Raw genomic sequence first — 18,415 nt, 5'->3', positions numbered from 1 at the left:
TTTTATGAATAGTTGTAAATGGGAAGCGGAAGTAATATGTTAAAATGAACGGTGATAAATCGGAAAATTTAGATAAAGGGGTGTGGAGACATGAAGGTTCATAAGATTGCGGTCATTGCAGGTGACGGGATAGGGCCGGAAGTGATTGCTGAGGGCGTGAAGGTCCTTGAAGCGGTGGCTCGAATCGATGGGGACATTCACTTCGAGTTTACTTATTTCCCATGGGGGTGCGAGTATTATCTGGAGCACGGTACGATGATGCCGGATGACGGCCTGGAACAATTGAAGAAGTTTGAAGCGGTATACCTTGGGGCGGTCGGGTATCCCGGAGTGCCGGATCATATATCATTACGAGAGCTGCTGCTGAAAATCAGGAAGGAATTCGATCAGTATGTGAACGTTCGTCCCGTCAGATTGCTTCAAGGTGCTCCATGTCCATTAAAAGATGTGACCCGCGACCAAATCGATATGGTCGTCATCGGGAAAATAGCGAAGGGGAGTACTCAGGCGCCGGTGATTGGCTTTTTAAAGGCAAGCCGGAGGAAGTCGTCCTGCAAACGGGAGTTTTTTCACGGAAAGGAACGGAGAGGATCATTCGCTATGCGTATGAGCTGGCACGCAAAATGGGGAAAAGTCTAACAAGTATAAGCAAAGCCAATGCCTTGAACTATTCCATGGTTTTTTGGGATCAAGTCTTCGAAGAGATTGGAAGCGAATATCCTGATGTTGTAACGAATTCTTACTTGGTCGATGCGGCAAGCGTGTATTTTGTCAAGCAGCCAGAGCGATTTCAAATCGTCGTCACCTCCAATTTATTTGGTGACATCATCACGGATCTGGGGGCTGCCATAGCAGGCGGAATGGGCCTTGCGGCAGGTGCCAATCTAAATCCGGAGCGGATTTATCCCTCGATGTTCGAACCGATTCACGGCTCCGCTCCGGACATTGCCCATAAAGGCATCGCCAATCCTCTTGCCGCCATATGGTCCGCCAGTCAAATACTTGATTTCTTTGGGCATGGTGATTGGGGTGCGGAAGTGTTGGACGTAATCGAACAGGTGATGGTCGATAAAAAGGCGCTGACGCCAGATATGGGCGGGAAGGCCTCCACGGTAGACGTTGGAGGGGAGGTGGTAACGCTATTATCGACTTTGCAAAAAAAACATGTATGAATCGCTTGGGAAATGGGCATCCTGCACAATATCTATCAGTATAGTAAAAAGGGCGGGGAGAGCCGATGATCCAAGTGAAATTATTCGATTATGAGCATGAGAAGGACCTAGAGGATGAAATGAACGTCTTCCTGGAAGATATCCGGGAAAATCAAATCGTCGACATTAAATACAATGTTGCCACTACTGGGGAAGATGAAGAAGAACAAATCTACTGCTTTAGCGCAATGATCATTTATAAGAAAAAATAATATACGACAGTAGACTACCTTTATTCGGAATAGTGGCAAACCAAGGTAGTCTTTTTTTTGTGCCTATTAAAGCGGGTGTCAGGATGAAGTCGCTTCCCCGCCATTGACATGAAGTGTTTGTCCTGTCACAAAACGGGAATCATCAGAGGCCAGGTAGACAAAAGTTGGAGCCAGTTCAAATGGCTGGCCTTGACGCTCCATCGGATTCTGTACCTGTGTCACTTCGTCTGCTGAGAAGCTTGCCGGGATAAGCGGTGTCCAAAACCTACCTGGTGCAATGGCGTTCACGCGGATGCCTTGAGCGACGAGGCTGTTTGCCAGGGCCCGGGTAAAGCCGATATTGGCTCCCTTGGTCGCTGTGTAATCAATCAATTGCTTATTTCCATTGAACGTCACGACAGAAGATGTATTAATGATGGAGGCTCCTGCCTGTAAATGCGGCAGGGCTGCCCGGGTCGTGTAGAAGTGGGAATAGATATTCACTTTGAAGGTGTCATCGAATTGCTCATCCGTAATATCGAGCAAGCTTAATTGCTGGAATTGAATGCCCACGTGGTTACAGAGAATATCGAGCTTTCCGAATGCATCGATGGTGTCTTCCACGATATCGATACATTGCTGCTTATCCCTTAAGTCCCCAGGAAGCAATAGGCAGCGCTGTCCCAGCTCTTCAATCCTCGACTTAGTCCGTTCTGCATCCTCATGCTCATCCAAGTAAGCGATTGAAACATCTGCACCTTCCTTAGCAAAAGCTATTGCAGCTGCCGCACCGATCCCGCTGTCACCACCCGTAATCAATGCAACCTTTCCGGTTAATTTCCCGCTCCCTTTGTACTGGGGATTTTCGATGATGGGCCGTGGCACCATGAATTTCTCTACACCTGGCTGGCGAAATTGGCGTTGCTCCGGAACGGTGATCGGGACGTCTTGATAACGAGTGATCTTTCCATAATTCGCCTGCAGGGGATAGCTTTTTTTAGATGAATTCTTTTTCTTCTCTTCTGTCATGACGAGTCCTCCTAAAAAAGAATTGGGTCGGATTACTGTATGCCGTGTAGGCGGATGCCGTGCATGATGATAAAACTACACGAGTGAGTACGGGCTCGTTGCCAGGTTGTTTGAATATGCTGAAGGGAAGAAAAAAAATTCTGGAGGCCCCGAAATGTCCTATTATTATAGTGAACAAGTGAAGTTGCTATTGGTTGAGCACTCGGACGAAACAGTGGAGGTAGTATATGATTCCAACCTCCATGCCCTTGAATTGCCGCTCATAGGTTCAAGGCCTCCCTATTATTATAATCCGCGCTACGAGCCATATTACCCAGTGATATGAAGATGGGGCTGTCTTTGGACGCTTAACTGAGCTGGCATAAGGCAGCCTCCCATTCTCGTTTTCTTCTAGGAAAAACGGAGGATATTCTTTTGTGAATTTTACAAATCGGCCGATAATGGGTAAAGTTAAACGTAATACATAGTGCGGACTGGTGTATGTGAAGGAGAGTCCATTTGACTAACAATATGAAACAATTGATGAAAAATATCGAGCAATCAGGCGGCAGCCACATCTTGTATTGCTTCAATGAATTGGAAGCTTACATTGAAAATGAAACGGCATTCATCATGGAAGGTATTGAACAGGGCGATCATATCCTGGTCGTCGAAAATGATCGGATCTACCCTTTCGTCCATAAGAAATTGCAGCGTCAATTAAATGAAGAACAATTGGAGCATGTGCATGTTATTAATAATTTTGATTTTTATTGCTTTTATGGGGACTTCAGCCCTATTACGCTGGTTAAATATTTCTTGGAAAATATTAAAGCCTATTCAGCGGCCAATCAATTCATCCGTGCTTGGGGACATGTTGAGTGGGGACAGGACGATCACGTCTGTGCAGCGATAGGGGAGTATGAAAAAGGAGTCGGCCAATTGATTACTGAACGTAACTTGATTTCCGTTTGTGCCTACGATGATTGCAGGTTGACAGCCGAACTTAAAGACAATTTGATCGAGCATCATGAAATTCTCATAACCGATGGGGAAGTGACGATTTTAGCTAACGGATAGTACAAAGGGGTGTGCCATTTGGAAAGTTTCACAGAACAGGTAATCAAGATCATTCAACAGATCCCACCAGGTAAAGTGATGACATATGGTCAGATTGGACAGCTCGCTGGAAGTCCCCGCGGTGCAAGACAGGTCGTAAGGATCCTGCATTCGAGCAGTAAAAAACACCAACTCCCTTGGCATCGGGTAATTAATGCAAAGGGAGAAATCGGCATAAAAGCGGACGGAGCCGCCGAACACCAAAGAATCTTGCTGGAAAGTGAGGGCATCCTGCTCACGAACCGGAATACGATCGACCTTCAAGCTTATCGCCATCATCCAGAAATCTTTTAATGGATAACCGAAAAAAAGCGGTCGAAGGACGAATTAATCGTGATGTAGGACGAAAAAACCCTGGATAAGGCCGAATTAATCTTGATGTAGGACGAATAAACGCGGAGAAGGCCGAATTAATCGTGATGTAGGACGAAAAAACCCCGGAGAAGGCCGAATTAATCATGACGAAGGACGAATAAACCGCGACGTAATGAACCATACAAAAAAGAGGCTGATCTAAAGCTAGATCAGCCTCTTTTTTCAAATTATGAATGAACATATTCGGCAGCATTCATTCCGGCCAGTCTCCCGGTTACTAATGCCGACGTGATGTTGTAGCCTCCAGTGTATCCATGTATGTCCAGGATTTCACCGCAGAAGTACAGTCCAACCATCAGCTTGGATGACATTTCCTTCGGATGGATTTCCTTGACGGATACACCTCCGCCAGTGACGAAGGCCTTTTCCAGCGGCTGGGTGCCGTGCACGCCAAATTGGAAGTCCTTGCAGAGCTCGGCAAAGCGGCGGATTTTCTCATTTGAAATCGTCGCTCCTTGTTCTTGAAGGTCGATGCCGCTGCGTTCAAGCAGGAAGTGCAGGTATCGTTCCGGGACTATACCCTTTAACGTATTTTTGATTGCTTTTTTCGGTTCTGCCTTGATTTCCTTCATGATGTCTTGAAACACTTCTTCCTTGTTTCGATCCGGAAGGGCATCGAGTTTCATGTTCACTTCCGAGAGGTTCCACTTTTTCATCGCTTTCACGACGAATTGGCTGCATCTTAGGACAGCTGGGCCGGATACCCCAAAATGGGTGAAGAGCATATCCATTTGGTGTGTAATCAAAGCCTTGCCTTTTGGGTTAAGTACGGTCAGTGAAACATCCCGAAGTGCCAGTCCTTGTAGCGTTCGCGCCTTAATGAACGGTTCGTCGCTTAGGATGGGTACTTCAGTCGGGAAGAGGTCGGTTATCGTATGGCCGGCCTTTTTGGCCCAAGCATAGCCATCACCGGTTGATCCTGTATGGGGAACCGATTTACCTCCAACGGCAATCACGACCGCATCCGTGTCAACGGTTTGACCATCTTTCAGCCGTACACCGCTTGTTTTTCCATTTTCATAGAGAACCTCGGCAACCGGGGAGTTCTTGTAAATCGTTACCTTCAGATTCGATAGGCGCGTCAGCAGGGCATCCACGACGCTCTGGGCTTTATCGTTGACCGGGAACATCCGTCCATGGTCCTCTTCTTTTAGGGCGACGCCCAATTTTTCAAAGAATTGAATGATGTCCTCATTGTTGAATTCCGAGAAAGCACTATATAAGAATCGCCCGTTTCCAGGGATGTGCTGAATGATTTCATCGATTGAGAGCCTATTCGTCACGTTACAGCGTCCGCCGCCCGAAATGGCTAGTTTCCTGCCAAGCTTCTCGCCTTTATCCACTAACAAGACATGAGCACCTTTTTCCCCGGCCGCAATTGCTGCCATCAATCCGGAAGGGCCACCGCCAATTACCACTACATCATATTTCAAATTGATCACCACTTTATCATTTTCGGTCCCTTCATTATATAGCAAGAGGCCGTCATATTGCGAATGTAGAAAAAAAGGAATTATTTGTTTGTGTATTATCTTCGAAAACGATAAACTTGAGTGTAGTTTTCTATAGAAAAAATACTTTAATATGATAAGATAAAGAGCGTGTAAAACGTAACTGACAGAGGCAGGAAGGGATTAGATGTCATCTAAGTTTTTAAAAGGGGCTTTTATATTAACGCTGGGAGCGATCATTTCCAAGGTTCTTGGATTATTTTACGTCATCCCATTTGAACATATGGTCGGGAATAAAGGGGCTACCCTCTATCAATATGGGTACGTTCCATATACCATTTTCATCAGCTTTGCAACGGCAGGCATGCCGCTGGCTGTATCTAAATTCATTTCGAAGTATAATGCGCTCGAGGAATATGCCGTCGGGGAGAAGTTATTTAAATCGAGCCTGAAATTAATGGCTGTCACCGGTTTTCTCGCCTTCTTGGTTCTCTATACGATGGCCCCGCTGTTTACTGAAATCTTTGGTGTAAAGAAGGAAGATGTCAGCGATGTCACGGAAATCATTCGGGCAGTCAGCTTTGCCTTGATCTTCGTTCCGTTCATGAGCATCATCCGCGGCTTCTTCCAAGGCCACGAAGCGATGGAACCAACGGCCATATCTCAGGTAATCGAACAAATTGTCCGTATCGTGTTCCTATTGGCCGGTGTGTATGTGGTTTTGAATGTCCTTGATGGAGAGTTAGTGAGGGCCATCCAAGTAGCTACCTTTGCGGCGACGGTCGGGGCTGTCGGCGGTTTAGTGGTGTTATTTTGGTATTGGAAAAAGCAAAAGCCCCATTTGGACAGTCTGATGGAGAAAGACCGGGGAACGATGGAAATTTCCCTGAAGGATATTTACAAAGAAATATTTCTATCATCGATTCCTTTTATATTTGTCGGTATCGCAATGCCAATGTTCCAGTTCGCGGACTTATTGTCTTTCAACAAGGCGATGTCATCCATCGGGTTGCAGCATGTCGCAGAAGATGCCCTTGGGGTTTTGAATGTATATGCCCAGAAGCTTGTCTTGATTCCGATGACGCTTGCGACCGGGTTTTCCATGGCGCTGCTTCCTTCGGTGACGAAGGCATATGTCAGCGAGGATTCGGAAGAGTTAAACCGCCAGCTGAACCAAGCCTTCCAAATTTTGCTGTTCATTACGATTCCTGCGGTCGTAGGCATGTCGGTGCTGGCCGATCCAATTTATAGTGCTTTTTACAGCCATGATCCACTGGGAATCAGTGTCCTGAAGGCTTATGCGCCCGTTTCGATCTTGTTTGCGCTTTTTTCCGTTTCGGCGGCCATTTTACAAGGCATCAATCAGCAAAAATATACGGTGCTCAGCCTGCTTGTCGGCTTTTTGATCAAATTGAGCTTGAATATCCCGATGATCAAGTTGCTTGAAACGGAAGGATCCGTTTATGCCACCGCATTCGGCTACTTGGCAGCTGTCCTGCTGAACTTGTATGTCATCACCTACTTTACTGGATATCGTTACAGCCTCACTATCAGAAGATCTGTATTGATCACTGTATTTTCAATGATAATGGGACTGGCAGTATGGGGCATGAACAGTTTATTATCGCTGTGGCTTACAACGGAAGGACGGTTCCAGGCAATTTTGATCGTGGCCGTTTGTGCCGTTTTTGGAGCGCTCATTTATGCGGCGCTATCCTTGAAAAGCAAACTTGCCCATCGCTTGTTCGGAACCCGAATCGATCGCTTGAAGAGTAAATTAGGTTTATAGATAAACGTTTGATGTGTAAAAAAAAGGGTATTGGTTAGAGAATCCCCAAATTATTATATTGGCCTTGCCTGACATGAAAATGGGCAAGGCTTTTTACTGAAAAGGCTTTAGGAGGAAACGATGAGAATTGATAAGATATTATCCAATATTGGTTATGGCAGCAGGAAAGAAGTGAAGAAACTCCTGAAATCGGGTGCCGTCAAGGTTAATGACCGGGTCTTGAAGGATTCGAAAGAGCAAGTGGACCCATATGCAGAAATCGTGACGGTCCATGGTGATCGGGTGGAATATAGGGAATTCATCTATTTGATGATGAACAAACCGCCTGGCGTCTTGTCGGCGACGGAAGATAACCACCAAGAAACGGTCATCGATATTTTGGAGCATGAGGACTCGGTATTCGAACCATTTCCTGTGGGCCGCTTGGATAAAGATACAGAAGGGTTATTGCTGATCACGAATGACGGTAAGCTCGCCCATCAACTGCTTTCCCCGAAGAAGCATGTCCCGAAAACGTACTTTGCGGTCATTGATGGCGAAGTGACGGAACGGGATATTGAGGCATTCCGCAACGGCGTGACCTTGGATGATGGATACGAAACAAAGCCTGGTGAATTGAACATTCTAAAATCAGGTCTGACCTCTGATATCGAGCTGACAATCATGGAAGGGAAGTTCCATCAGGTGAAGCGGATGTTCGAGGCAGTCGGCAAGCGTGTCGTCTATTTAAAGCGCCTGTCCATGGGAAGCTTACAGCTGGATGAGGAGCTTGAGCTAGGTGAATACAGGGAATTGACCGCTGAAGAGCTTGAACAGTTAAAAGCCGGACAGCCTGAATGAAAATAAGCAAGAAAAAATGAGGCGGACAAATATTGTCCGCCTCAAATTAATTTACATATCGATTTCGTTCGGGTGGTCGTTCTCTTTACGATGACATCTTCACCTTTTTACTTGTTGTCGTCCAAAGGCCACGGCTTGGGCTTTGAACAAGGTCATTGTATGCTAAGACATTTAAATCGCGCTGCACAGTTCGAGGAGTGATGCCAAATTCTTCTACAAGCTCTTGAGTAGAAACCGTACCGTTATTGCTAATGAACATATAAACGGATTTAATACGGGTTAACATGCGATTTGTTGAAGGTTTCAAAAAATCACTCCTTATTCTTTTCATTGTTATTGTAAAACAAATGAAAACAACCGATATGTCGGACAGCGTTTCAGCTGTCGCTATGTACTTGCTATACCCACCCTATAACTCCTCGGAAACATTTAGAGAAAAAACAAGATGTCATTAGCTTCATTTTACTCCTTTGCCTTTGCAAATTCTAGAACAAAATGAAAATTGACTAAATATTACATTTATTATATCAAATTTTAACAATTTTATTCCCTTAACATATATAAAAATTAACAAACATGGAGGTGACTTCATTTACTTATTTGCATTTTGCCAATAATCGTTGCAAAATATGCATGGTCCCAAAGATATTGACTAGGCCGCCGATACATGGTATTTTACTAAAAACGATCACTAATCGTAATTATTACGGTTTATGTGGTGCGAATGCACTTGATGGCTAGCTGTTGCGATGTCATAATGAGGTGTTGCAGTAAAGCCTTTTCATAGGTGATTTAATAGGAATTTAACTATAAATAAATCCGAGGTAGAACGTTATGAATGAAAGATTAATGGAGTTTTTATTGCGTCATGAAGTGACCAGGCTCTCAGGCGTGAAAAAACAAGTGTATGAATTCATCGTGAATGAGGAAGATTTTCTTGCTTCCAAGGCAGACACGGTCGATCAATTCATGCGATTGCTGGTGAAGCATTCTCCGCCCAGGCTCGCAGCCCGTCATTTCAATCTGCCATACGGGGAAATCATTCGCTTCATGAATGAAATCGAAGCTGAGCTGAATGAGAGGCTGGAGGAAAGATGCAAGAAAGTGAAGTGGCTGGACTGTACGGAAAAGGACCAAGCGGAATTTTCGGAATATCATCGAAAGTTATATTTGTTCGTTAACTGAATGGAAAATCATGAAAATGTCCTGGGGTGAAGGGGCATTTTTTTGTTCGGGAAACTGGATCAGCACAAGGTCGCCAGAAATCCTGAAGACCTGCATTTCTGGCAGGCGAGAGACTGCAATTCTCGGCTTTGTGCCCTTCGGGTATTTACTTTATTTGTCCGCACTCGGACCAAACCCATGTTTGAAGCGACCATAACAGCAAGAATGAGGACGATTTGGAGATGGTCTGATTGTTAAAATGGGGACAATAAACGATAGGAGCGAAAATCATCACTAATTCAGTGCATTACACTTTTCAAGGACATGTTGATGGAGGGAACGCCTGAGATCCATTATCGGCGTTGATTTTAGTACAAGGCGACTAGAACGGTAAACGGGGAAATCGATTGACTTTGAAAGGCATTTAAGTATCATTGAACTTATTACGGATCATCTGAAAATCCCTGTCAGCGCGGACATGGAAGCAGGCTATGGTGAAACCGCGGAAACGATTGTCGTTCATGCGTCAAGGGCAGCAGAAGGCGATCCCTATCGATGGTTCGTCCAAGAAACAAAAAGGCTACGAGATAGGTCGCAACACTTCAGTTTGCTTTCGTAAATGAGAGAAGCGATGGATGATAACGGGGTGTGGAGCCTTTTACATCAATGCTTATACGGTGACCAAATCCTGAAAGGATGCGGAGTATAATGGATGTTGCTCGGCAGTAAAGAGTAAAGACAACTAAAATATACTGCCGCCCTTCATGCAGGTCAAGGAAGCCAAAAAAAATAAATGTGAAATTCTATCAATACCTCGTTGATGCCGAAAGGGCTGGTTTTCGTGCTTGCAAAAGATGCCAGCCGGAAGTTGGGGATTCCCCGCAGATGCGGCTTGTCAGGGAAGTCATCGCGTTCTTGGTGAATCAGTATGACCAAAAGGTGGAGTTAAAAGATATCGTCAGCCATGTCGGTGTAAGTTCCTATTATTTGGAGCGGTTAGGAAAAAATAAGAGTCGATAAAGCGGCATATCTTCTAACAACCACAAATCTAACGAATCTTGAAATTTCTCTTGAAGTGGGGTTCCAAAGCCCTTCGAACTTTTATAAGGTATTTCGCCGTTTGAAAAATTGTTCTCCAAGTGAATATCGAAACATGCAGGAAAGGGAAATGAAAAATGGGTTGGAGGCTTACGCTGCCTTCCATCTAGGAGGTCTTTATATGAGTGAATTATATAAATTGGATTATCAATCGCCGATTGGAGTAATCGAGATATCAGGAACGAATAAGGCCATCTGCTCGATAATGTTTGCTGAAAGGGACATGAAGTTGAATGGCATGCAAGAGCGGACGCCCAAGGTTTTGGTGGAGTGCTTCAATCAGCTTGATGAGTATTTCAAAGGTGAACGCAGGGAATTTACATTTCCCTATATCCTTGACGGGACGATCTTTCAGAAAAATGTCTGGAATGCACTAACGGGAATCCTGTACGCTGACACAGGCTCCTATAAAGACATTGCCGTTACCATCGGCAATGAAAAAGCCATTAGGGCAGTAGGGAGCGCCAATGGCAGGAATAAGTTAAGCATCGTGGTTCCTTGTCATCGCATCATAGGTTCGAATGGGAAATTGACCGGGTATGCGGGTGGCTTATGGAGGAAGGAATGGCTCCTTCAGCATGAAAGGCGTTTTAAGCTGGAAACGTGATATAAGGAAAACGAAAAAAACGTGAACCATACTGCTGTGTGATTCACGTTTTTTCTTGCTTTTAAGAAAGAAGCAAATGTGTGCCTGTATCAGTAAACGAAGAGATGAAATCTTGATGCAAATAATCGTCAGTAACGATGTAATCGATTTTATCCATTGGGGCAATCCCGATGGTCACGTCTTTGCCGAACTTCGAGCTGTCCGCGGCAACATACACCTGTTGTGATAATTCGATGATTTTCTTCCTCGTGTTCGCTTCCTCCAAATTATAGTCGGAAATGCCTTTTTCAATCGTAATGCCACTCGCACATATGAAGGCCTTTGCTATATTCAATTCGCTAAAGTTGAATAGGTAGTCAAATGCGACGATGGATTGTTCATTTTGCCGAACCTTTCCTCCTATGATCAATATTTCAATTTCACTATGAAGGAGCTCGTTCACGACAGGAATGGAATTGGTTATCACGGTCAGTTTCTTTTTCTGTTTTATATATTTCGCGATTTGATAGGTGGTCGAACCACTATCGATATAAATGCAGTCACCATCATGAATATATTCACTGCATTTTTGGGCGATTCTTTCTTTTTCACGTACTTGGCTGAACATCCTTTCCTCTATCATCGATTCCCCAAATTTGGATTGAGCCAGCTTTACGCCTCCATAAATCTTTTCTATTTTGCCTTGTCTAGTGAGAAGGTTCATATCTCTCCTGAGCGTTTCAATGGAAACTTGCAGTTCTTCAGTAAGCTCGGCAAGCTTCATGACTTTTCTTATCGTCAATAACTCGATGATCTTCTTTTGCCTTTCAAGTGGAAGCATGTTTTCACCCGCCATTCTTCGATTCTCATTTTCGGATATTCATTATTAGTGTACGATGCATGCGAAACATATTCAATAAGTAGCTAATGATTGAATCGTTATATGGTCAAAAGTTAGTATAAAGTTGGTATAAAGGTGTTCAATATTTACAGAGTATTTACAAAAATCGCAACTTCGTTTTACAAATGGCTTTTATACTAAGGGTGTACTTAAGGAGGTGGAAGGTTTGCTGAAATTACAGAATATTAGCAAGCAATACAATGATAAATTCGTTTTAGAAAATATAAATCTTGAAATAGAAACAGGGGAGATCGTTTCACTGTTAGGCCCAAGCGGGAGCGGAAAAACTACTTTGTTGAATATTATCCTGGGGCTAACGAGTGTGGAGCAGGGAAAAATCATTTTTAACGAAACCGATTTGAGCAACGTGCGGATGAAGGAACGAGGGTTTAATATAGTTTTCCAAGATTATGCGCTTTTTCCTCATTTAGATGCATACGAAAATATTGTTTATGGACTAAGGAATAAAAAGGGAGTGGTAACTGATGAAGAATTACAGGAATATATCGATTTCCTGGAGCTGAAGCCTCATTTGAACAAGAAAACGGCTGAATTGTCAGGTGGGCAGAAACAGCGGGTAGCGCTCGCAAGGACCCTCGTCATGAAGCCGAAAATATTATTGCTCGATGAACCATTGAGTGCATTGGATGGAGTCATCAAGGAATCGATCAAGCAACGCATCAAATCGATTGCAAGACAATTCAAGCTCACGACGATCATCGTTACGCATGACCCGGAAGAGGCGTTGACGATGTCCGATAAAATTTTGATCATCAACAAAGGGAGTGTTTCCCAATTTGGATCGCCTAAAGAAATCATCAATCAGCCGGCCAATGATTTTGTTAAGGAATTCATTCTTAAACAACTGGAGATCAAGAGAGAAAATATTTATAACTTATTCGGTGAAAAGTATGCGTGAGGTTAAACCGGCAATGCGTGCCATTTATATACCTATCTTACTGTTATTTGCCGCTTTTCTTTTCTTCCCTCTTGGCTTATTGTTCGTCCGTTCTTTTGAAACGGCTGATGGAATCGATCTCTCGAATTATGTAACGGTCCTTTCAAATGCAGAGCTGCTGAAGGCATTTGGAAACAGCGTGAAAATTTCGGGGCTAACAGCCGTCATCACGACCATTTTAGCCTTTTGTCTCGCCTATTCCATCCATTGCACCCGATTATATAGGCCAGTTAAAAGCGTAATCAAAACCGGTATCCTCCTTCCGATGCTGCTTCCAACGATCACATTCGGGTTTGCGATCATCTACTCTTTCGGCAATCAAGGAATCATGACGAAGCTTTTTGGAAGGAATCTATTCGATATATACGGGTTTAATGGATTATTGATAGGCTATGTGATTTATACAATGCCTTCAGCTTTTCTGCTCATTAATAATTCCTTCAAGTACATGGATAAAAAGTTCATCATCGTTTCAAAACTGATGGGGGATGGAACGATAAGAAGTTTCATGAATACGATTTTACGGCCATTGGCGGGAACTTTGGGTGGAGCTTTTGTCCTTTCCTTCATCCTGAGCTTTACCGATTTTGGGATACCGGCTTCAGTCGGCGGGACCTACTCCGTTGTCGCGACGCAACTGTATCAAGTCATGCTAGGTTCAATCCCTGATTTCAACAGTGGAGCAGTGATTGCCATAGTGATGCTCATTCCGGTAGTATTCAGTGTTTTCCTATTAAACTATCTGGAAAAACTGAATTTTCATTATGACAAGTTCAGCGATATTGAATTGACGCAGCACAAAGGGAGGGATATATGTTTTGGCAGTATTTCGCTATTGGTCTTAATGGGGATGTTTTCTGTATTTGCGGTCATGTTCATTGCACCCTTTTTAACTAGTTTTCCTTACGATCTCTCGTTGACCTTAAAACATTTTATCGACACATTCCAATCGGGCGATTTAACGGCAGTCTATAAAAACTCCTTATTCGTTGCATTGATGACAGCTGTACTGGGAACGTGCATCGCCTTTAGCTCGGCGGTCTTGAATGTCAGGACGAAGCTTAAGGGGAAATCGTCAATGGATATCATTTCGATATTGACGAATACAGTACCTGGAATGGTGCTCGGCTTATCGTATTTGCTCCTGTTCAATGGAAGCAACTGGAAGGGGACCTTTGCCATCATCATTGTATGTAACATTGTCCACTTCTTTACAACACCCTATCTAATGGCGAAGAACTCTTTATCCAAAATGAACCCTTCATGGGAAACGACCGGCGAACTATTGGGGGATGGCTGGATCAGGACAATCTATCGTGTCATCCTGCCGAACTCGGCATCTACGGTAATCGAGATGTTCAGCTACTATTTCATCAATAGTATGGTGACGATCAGCGGAATCATCTTTTTGGTCACGGCCCAAACGACATTGGTTGCCAGTAAAATTAAAGAGCTTCAGCATTTTGCCAAATTCAACGAAATATTCATCCTGTCTTTACTTATCTTTTTTACGAATCTAGTCGTGAAGCTGCTTTGTGATCATTATCAACAAAGGCAATTCAAACATTAATGAGGGGGATATTATGTCTAAAACGATCAAGATAGCCGTACTTTCTTTAGTTGCTTTAAGTTTGGCATTTGTATTGGCGGGCCGTAACAGCGGCAAAGCGGATGAGGAAAAGGTCGTCATCTATACGAATGGTGATGAAGAAGCCACGGCTGCAATGGAGACTTCCCTGAAAGCCGCCGGATACGAAGGGAAATATGTCCTTCAATCGTTAGGCACATCTGAATTGGGAGGGAAGCTGCTGGCGGAAGGTACTGAAATCGAGGCTGATCTAGTTACAATGAGTTCCTATTTCATCGAAAGTGCACAAAAGCAGCACTCCATGTTCAAAGGCCTGTCATTTGGCACAAAAGCATTGGAGCAAAGTCCAGCCTATTACACGCCGATCTTGGCGAATACCGGTTCCATTTTCGTGAATACGGAAGTGCTTAAACAACATGGCCTGCCGATGCCGAGCTCGATTAAGGACTTAACGAAGCCTGAATACAAAGGGCTCGTTTCCATCCCTAATATTCTGGACTCGTCAACAGGGTGGCTGTTAGTTCAAGCAATAATCAGTCGATACGGTGATGCAGAGGGGAAAAACGTTCTCCATGACTTAATAACGAATAGCGGACCGCATATGGAGAGCTCAGGTTCAGGCCCGATCAATAAAGTGCAAGCAGGGGAGGTGGCTGCCGGTTTTGGTTTACGCTACCAAGCTGTGATGGCTAAAGAGTCAGGCTTACCGATCAAGTTCGTCGATCCGGCTGAGGGGAATTTCTCCTACACGGAATCTGTGGCTGTCGTGAATAAAGATAGTGAAGCTAAAACAAGTTTAGCAATGAAAATGGCAGAAACGATCAGTAAAGATGCTAGAGAAGAATTGCTGAAGCATTACCCAGTCGCACTATATGAAGGTGAAAAGGTAACGGAAAAGAACAAGCCGGCCTACCCTAAGAAATTCAAGCAGCCTCTTACCGTCGAATTATTAAAACAGCATCAACAGTTCTTTAAATCAGCACAACGATAAATACAGTGAGGAGTGAAGGGAAATGAATACGTATAAACTATTGACGCCTGGACCGCTGACCACTACAAGTACGGTGAAGCAGGAAATGCTCGTTGACCGCTGCACGTGGGAAGCGGATTATAAGGAAATCACCCAAAAAATCAGAAATCAGCTTCTCGACTTGGCATATGCTGCGAACGGAGAATATACGGCAGTACTTATGCAGGGAAGCGGCTCGTTTGTTGTAGAATCCGTGCTGACGACTGCACTTTCAAAATCCGATAAAGTGCTGATCATCACGAACGGCGCATATGGAAAACGGATGGTGAAAATGGCAGCGTACATGGGCTTGAGGCATAGGGAATATGGCGTTGAGTACAACGAATTTCCAAAGGAAGCTGAAATTCGCAGCATATTGCTTGAAGATCGTGACATCACACATATAGCGATGGTCCATTGTGAAACGACGACAGGAATCTTGAATCCGATCGAGATGGTTTCGAAGATTACAAAGGAACATGGGAAAACTTTGATCATCGATGCGATGAGCAGCTTTGGCGGCGTCGACATGAATGTAGCCGAACTCGGAATTGATTATTTGATCAGCAGTGCAAATAAATGCATCCAAGGCATACCAGGTTTTGGTTTTGTCATTGCTAAGCTTGACGAATTGACGGCTTGTGAGGGCAATGCCCGCAGTTTGTCACTGGATTTATACGATCAGTGGAAGGAGATGGACAAGGACGGGAAATGGCGTTTCACCTCTCCGACCCATGTAGTGGCCGCGTTTGCCAAAGCGCTGGAGGAATTAGCTGAAGAAGGCGGCATTTCTGCCAGATTCGCCCGTTATAAAGCTAATAATGATAGGCTGAGGAAGCTGATGGGGCAATGGGGGATTCATGCATATATCGCGCCGGAAAAACAATCGCCTATCATAACGACATTCCTTTTTCCGACTGAAACCTTTGACTTTGAGGACTTTTACAAGTTTATCAAAATGAACGGTTACGTAATCTATCCCGGAAAGCTGACGGACATGGATACATTCCGCATCGGCAATATCGGGGAAATCCATAAAGAAGATATCGAGGAACTTGGCAGGATCGTAGAAAAATATATGAAAGTGGTGACAGTATGAATAAGGTAGAGGGAATCATTTTGGATTGGGCTGGGACGGCTGTGGATTTTGGATGTTTTGCGCCAGTGAATGTCTTTGTGGATATTTTCAACAATGCCGGCATCGATGTGACGATGGCGGAAGCGAGAGCACCGATGGGGATGCTGAAAATCGATCATATCCGTGCAATGCTTGCGATGCCAAGGATATCGGCTTTATGGGAAGATGTATATGGACGGACATTCAATGAGGAGGATGTCGAAAAATTGTACGCTGAATTTGAACCGGCACTGATGGTTTCCTTGGCAGATTATACAGATCCGATTCCAGGCGTCATCGAGACGGTGGAAGCTTTGAGAAATCGCGGGCTGAAGATTGGTTCGACAACGGGGTATACGGATGCCATGATGGAAGTCGTCGTCTCCAATGCGTTGAAAAAAGGCTATGGTCCGGATTTTCATGTAACCCCGGATGCGACCGATTCGATTGGGAGACCTTATCCATACATGATTTATCGTAATATCGAAGAATTGAAGGTATCGGCATCATGGAAGGTTGTGAAGGTAGGGGATACCGCTTCCGATATGAAAGAGGGAGTGAATGCTGGAGTCTGGTCGGTCGGAGTCATTGTCGGAAGCTCTGAGATGGGATTGAGTTTGGAGGAGTATACTAGTCTATCGGAATTGGATAGAGAAAGGGTAATCTCCGAAACTGCTCATTCCTTTATGCAAAATGGGGCTGATTTTACGATTGAAACGATGAAGGAATTGCCTGAGCTCATAGATCGCATCAATGAACTTATATCTGATGGGAAGAGGCCGAGTACAAACTAAACGTTAATGATAGAAAAAAGCGCAGCAGATCCTCTACTTTCGATTGAGAAAGGAGAGGATCTGCTGCAAACCATTTATGATGAAAAAGAACACTGGCAGGACCTGGACACGAAGGATTCACCCATTGAATGGAAGGCAATGAACCATACGATCCTTCTCCAACCGATCGGGGCGATGGATCAAATATGGGCGTATCTTGTTATGGTTTTAGATCGTGAATCGGATGAATTTGATTTCCTGATCCTTGATCGTGCTTCTCTAGCAATCTCGCAAGACTTACTGCGCAAACATTATTTGGATGAAAAACGATTACGGATAGAATCTACATGGCTAAATGATTTACTATATAGACGCATCAATAATGAGGAACAAGCAAGGGGATATATTTCGTTAAAATCCAAGCGAGCTTCTATACAGTATCGAGTTGCAATCGTTGATATCGAAGATGCTCTTCATCCGTCTTCATTAAGTTTATCGGATGAAGAAAATGAATCTGCTATTTATCATCATTCTTTAAAAATTCGATCTGGATTCACAAAATATTCTTTTACACCTTATATCACCTCAATAAGAAATCAGATTATTGTATTAGCCATTGATCTCGGAACTGCGGGTTCTTCTAAAGCACGCTTCTTGAAAGTGATCAATGCCATGCTGAGTGTTAAAGAAGGTGAATCTAGCCAAATCCGTATAGGCATTGGGCGGGTAATACCAGTTCCTTTTGGATGCCCATACTGGGTATAGAGAAGCGCAGTTGGCTATAAATTACCGTGCGTTTTCAACAAGTGCCTTTTACGAAGACCTTGGCATTTTTCGGTTGATACAATTGATTCAGCATGATCAAGGCACGGCCCACTTTATTGAGGATTATCTCTCTCCTTTAATATCGTATGATAAGGAATATGGAACGGAATTGCTTCTGACTTTAGCGAAATACTTTGAGCTTGATCGCTCAAAGAAGCTTACTGCTCATAAATTACATGTTGTAAGACAAACACTCTATCATCGGCTGGAGAAAATAAAAAAGATTCTTGATTTTGATTTTGATATGCCGGAGAACAGATTAAACGTTGAAATTGCTTTGAAAGCATATCAGCTCAAACAACAAGTCGGAGTTCCTGCGAAATAGCTATCAACAGCCAACCATGTGCTCATAGGTAACAAGGTTAAGGTGGAAAATTATGTAAATATAATATTCAATGACGTTCCAAATGCT

19 protein-coding genes and 2 pseudogenes are annotated in these 18,415 nt (G+C 43.9%); 17 read left to right on the top strand and 4 right to left on the bottom strand.

Annotation, left to right across the window (positions count from 1 at the left end):
- Positions 1–90 precede the first annotated feature (90 nt).
- Positions 91–1,172 (top strand): annotated as a pseudogene (locus ABE28_RS17710) (tartrate dehydrogenase).
- Positions 1,173–1,237: 65 nt separating this feature from the next.
- A complete protein-coding gene (locus tag ABE28_RS17705; RefSeq protein ID WP_061143367.1) occupies positions 1,238–1,423 on the top strand; it encodes a sporulation protein Cse60 in 186 nt (61 codons plus the stop codon).
- 78 nt (positions 1,424–1,501) lie between these two features.
- On the opposite strand, the gene ABE28_RS17700 is transcribed toward ABE28_RS17705, so the two are convergent.
- Entirely contained in the window at positions 1,502–2,431 is a 930-nt protein-coding gene (locus ABE28_RS17700; RefSeq protein ID WP_064466098.1) for an SDR family oxidoreductase, read from the bottom strand.
- Positions 2,432–2,585: 154 nt separating this feature from the next.
- Between ABE28_RS17700 and ABE28_RS25490 the strand changes: the two genes are divergently transcribed.
- The 3 genes from ABE28_RS25490 (at position 2,586) to ABE28_RS17690 (ending at position 3,823) form a co-directional block, all read left to right on the top strand.
- The gene (locus ABE28_RS25490; RefSeq protein ID WP_167353412.1) at positions 2,586–2,756 is read left to right on the top strand and encodes a hypothetical protein; all 171 of its coding nucleotides are present in this window, start codon (positions 2,586–2,588) and stop codon (positions 2,754–2,756) included.
- Between the two features lie 173 nt (positions 2,757–2,929).
- Positions 2,930–3,490, top strand: a complete 561-nt coding sequence (locus ABE28_RS17695; RefSeq protein WP_083232128.1) for an MEDS domain-containing protein — start codon at positions 2,930–2,932, stop codon at positions 3,488–3,490.
- Between the two features lie 78 nt (positions 3,491–3,568).
- Positions 3,569–3,823, top strand: coding sequence for an MGMT family protein (locus ABE28_RS17690; protein WP_064466159.1), 255 nt, complete (start codon positions 3,569–3,571; stop codon positions 3,821–3,823).
- A 248-nt stretch (positions 3,824–4,071) separates the two neighbouring features.
- Here the strand turns inward: ABE28_RS17690 and ABE28_RS17685 are convergent, their stop codons facing one another.
- Entirely contained in the window at positions 4,072–5,337 is a 1,266-nt protein-coding gene (locus ABE28_RS17685) for a BaiN/RdsA family NAD(P)/FAD-dependent oxidoreductase (RefSeq protein ID WP_064466097.1), read from the bottom strand.
- Positions 5,338–5,542: 205 nt separating this feature from the next.
- Between ABE28_RS17685 and ABE28_RS17680 the strand changes: the two genes are divergently transcribed.
- Positions 5,543–7,144, top strand: coding sequence for a putative polysaccharide biosynthesis protein (locus ABE28_RS17680; protein ID WP_064466096.1), 1,602 nt, complete (start codon positions 5,543–5,545; stop codon positions 7,142–7,144).
- 120 nt (positions 7,145–7,264) lie between these two features.
- Positions 7,265–7,984 carry a pseudouridine synthase gene (locus ABE28_RS17675; RefSeq protein ID WP_064466095.1) on the top strand — a complete coding sequence of 240 codons (720 nt, stop codon included), beginning with the start codon at positions 7,265–7,267 and terminating at the stop codon, positions 7,982–7,984.
- Between the two features lie 85 nt (positions 7,985–8,069).
- Here ABE28_RS17675 and ABE28_RS17670 read toward each other — a convergent pair whose 3' ends face one another.
- Entirely contained in the window at positions 8,070–8,291 is a 222-nt protein-coding gene (locus tag ABE28_RS17670) for a DeoR family transcriptional regulator (protein WP_034309346.1), read from the bottom strand.
- Between the two features lie 527 nt (positions 8,292–8,818).
- Here ABE28_RS17670 and ABE28_RS17665 point away from each other — a divergent pair.
- The 3 genes and pseudogenes from ABE28_RS17665 (at position 8,819) to ABE28_RS17655 (ending at position 10,853) form a co-directional block, all read left to right on the top strand.
- Positions 8,819–9,169, top strand: a complete 351-nt coding sequence (locus ABE28_RS17665) for a hypothetical protein (protein WP_064466094.1) — start codon at positions 8,819–8,821, stop codon at positions 9,167–9,169.
- Positions 9,170–9,880: 711 nt separating this feature from the next.
- Positions 9,881–10,304: pseudogene (locus ABE28_RS24630) on the top strand (Ada metal-binding domain-containing protein); the annotation flags it as partial.
- Positions 10,305–10,367: 63 nt separating this feature from the next.
- On the top strand, positions 10,368–10,853 hold the full coding sequence (locus ABE28_RS17655; RefSeq protein ID WP_064466092.1) for a methylated-DNA--[protein]-cysteine S-methyltransferase: 486 nt from the start codon (positions 10,368–10,370) through the stop codon (positions 10,851–10,853).
- A 61-nt stretch (positions 10,854–10,914) separates the two neighbouring features.
- Here ABE28_RS17655 and ABE28_RS17650 read toward each other — a convergent pair whose 3' ends face one another.
- A complete protein-coding gene (locus tag ABE28_RS17650) occupies positions 10,915–11,673 on the bottom strand; it encodes a DeoR/GlpR family DNA-binding transcription regulator (RefSeq protein ID WP_064466158.1) in 759 nt (252 codons plus the stop codon).
- 226 nt (positions 11,674–11,899) lie between these two features.
- Between ABE28_RS17650 and ABE28_RS17645 the strand changes: the two genes are divergently transcribed.
- From ABE28_RS17645 to ABE28_RS17615, 7 genes are read left to right on the top strand one after another with little or no spacing between them, the layout of a single operon-like run.
- Positions 11,900–12,652 (top strand): ABC transporter ATP-binding protein, encoded by a 753-nt coding sequence (locus tag ABE28_RS17645; RefSeq protein ID WP_064466091.1) that lies wholly within the window; start codon positions 11,900–11,902, stop codon positions 12,650–12,652.
- Entirely contained in the window at positions 12,645–14,261 is a 1,617-nt protein-coding gene (locus ABE28_RS17640; protein WP_064466090.1) for an ABC transporter permease subunit, read from the top strand. Before ABE28_RS17645 ends, ABE28_RS17640 begins: the two co-directional genes overlap by 8 nt.
- A gap of 13 nt (positions 14,262–14,274) precedes the next feature.
- Entirely contained in the window at positions 14,275–15,270 is a 996-nt protein-coding gene (locus tag ABE28_RS17635; RefSeq protein WP_064466089.1) for an extracellular solute-binding protein, read from the top strand.
- Between the two features lie 22 nt (positions 15,271–15,292).
- Positions 15,293–16,387, top strand: coding sequence for a 2-aminoethylphosphonate--pyruvate transaminase (gene phnW / locus ABE28_RS17630; protein WP_064466088.1), 1,095 nt, complete (start codon positions 15,293–15,295; stop codon positions 16,385–16,387).
- The gene (gene phnX / locus ABE28_RS17625; protein WP_064466087.1) at positions 16,384–17,199 is read left to right on the top strand and encodes a phosphonoacetaldehyde hydrolase; all 816 of its coding nucleotides are present in this window, start codon (positions 16,384–16,386) and stop codon (positions 17,197–17,199) included. The genes phnW and phnX overlap by 4 nt, the downstream gene beginning before the upstream one ends.
- A gap of 6 nt (positions 17,200–17,205) precedes the next feature.
- Positions 17,206–17,943, top strand: coding sequence for a CdaR family protein (locus ABE28_RS17620; RefSeq protein WP_064466086.1), 738 nt, complete (start codon positions 17,206–17,208; stop codon positions 17,941–17,943).
- 10 nt (positions 17,944–17,953) lie between these two features.
- Positions 17,954–18,328, top strand: coding sequence for a PucR family transcriptional regulator (locus ABE28_RS17615; RefSeq protein WP_064466085.1), 375 nt, complete (start codon positions 17,954–17,956; stop codon positions 18,326–18,328).
- Positions 18,329–18,415 lie beyond the last annotated feature (87 nt).

The organism is Peribacillus muralis (assembly GCF_001645685.2).
GTDB classification, from domain to species: Bacteria; Bacillota; Bacilli; order Bacillales; family DSM-1321; genus Peribacillus; species Peribacillus muralis_A.
The sequence above is the reverse complement of the archived record's forward strand: the minus strand, read 5'-3'. Positions and strand labels throughout refer to the sequence as shown.

Excerpts from the sequence above, each read along its gene's own strand:
- ABE28_RS17680 (WP_064466096.1), top strand. The coding sequence starts at position 5,543 with ATGTCATCTAAGTTTTTAAAAGGGGCTTTTATATTAACGCTGGGAGCG.
- ABE28_RS17700 (WP_064466098.1), bottom strand. The coding sequence starts at position 2,431 with ATGACAGAAGAGAAGAAAAAGAATTCATCTAAAAAAAGCTATCCCCTG.
- ABE28_RS17650 (WP_064466158.1), bottom strand. The coding sequence starts at position 11,673 with ATGCTTCCACTTGAAAGGCAAAAGAAGATCATCGAGTTATTGACGATA.
- phnX (WP_064466087.1), top strand. The coding sequence starts at position 16,384 with ATGAATAAGGTAGAGGGAATCATTTTGGATTGGGCTGGGACGGCTGTG.
- ABE28_RS17705 (WP_061143367.1), top strand. The coding sequence starts at position 1,238 with ATGATCCAAGTGAAATTATTCGATTATGAGCATGAGAAGGACCTAGAG.
- ABE28_RS17640 (WP_064466090.1), top strand. The coding sequence starts at position 12,645 with ATGCGTGAGGTTAAACCGGCAATGCGTGCCATTTATATACCTATCTTA.
- phnW (WP_064466088.1), top strand. The coding sequence starts at position 15,293 with ATGAATACGTATAAACTATTGACGCCTGGACCGCTGACCACTACAAGT.
- ABE28_RS17675 (WP_064466095.1), top strand. The coding sequence starts at position 7,265 with ATGAGAATTGATAAGATATTATCCAATATTGGTTATGGCAGCAGGAAA.
- ABE28_RS17655 (WP_064466092.1), top strand. The coding sequence starts at position 10,368 with ATGAGTGAATTATATAAATTGGATTATCAATCGCCGATTGGAGTAATC.
- ABE28_RS17665 (WP_064466094.1), top strand. The coding sequence starts at position 8,819 with ATGAATGAAAGATTAATGGAGTTTTTATTGCGTCATGAAGTGACCAGG.
- ABE28_RS17620 (WP_064466086.1), top strand. The coding sequence starts at position 17,206 with ATGATAGAAAAAAGCGCAGCAGATCCTCTACTTTCGATTGAGAAAGGA.
- ABE28_RS17635 (WP_064466089.1), top strand. The coding sequence starts at position 14,275 with ATGTCTAAAACGATCAAGATAGCCGTACTTTCTTTAGTTGCTTTAAGT.
- ABE28_RS25490 (WP_167353412.1), top strand. The coding sequence starts at position 2,586 with ATGTCCTATTATTATAGTGAACAAGTGAAGTTGCTATTGGTTGAGCAC.
- ABE28_RS17690 (WP_064466159.1), top strand. The coding sequence starts at position 3,569 with ATGACATATGGTCAGATTGGACAGCTCGCTGGAAGTCCCCGCGGTGCA.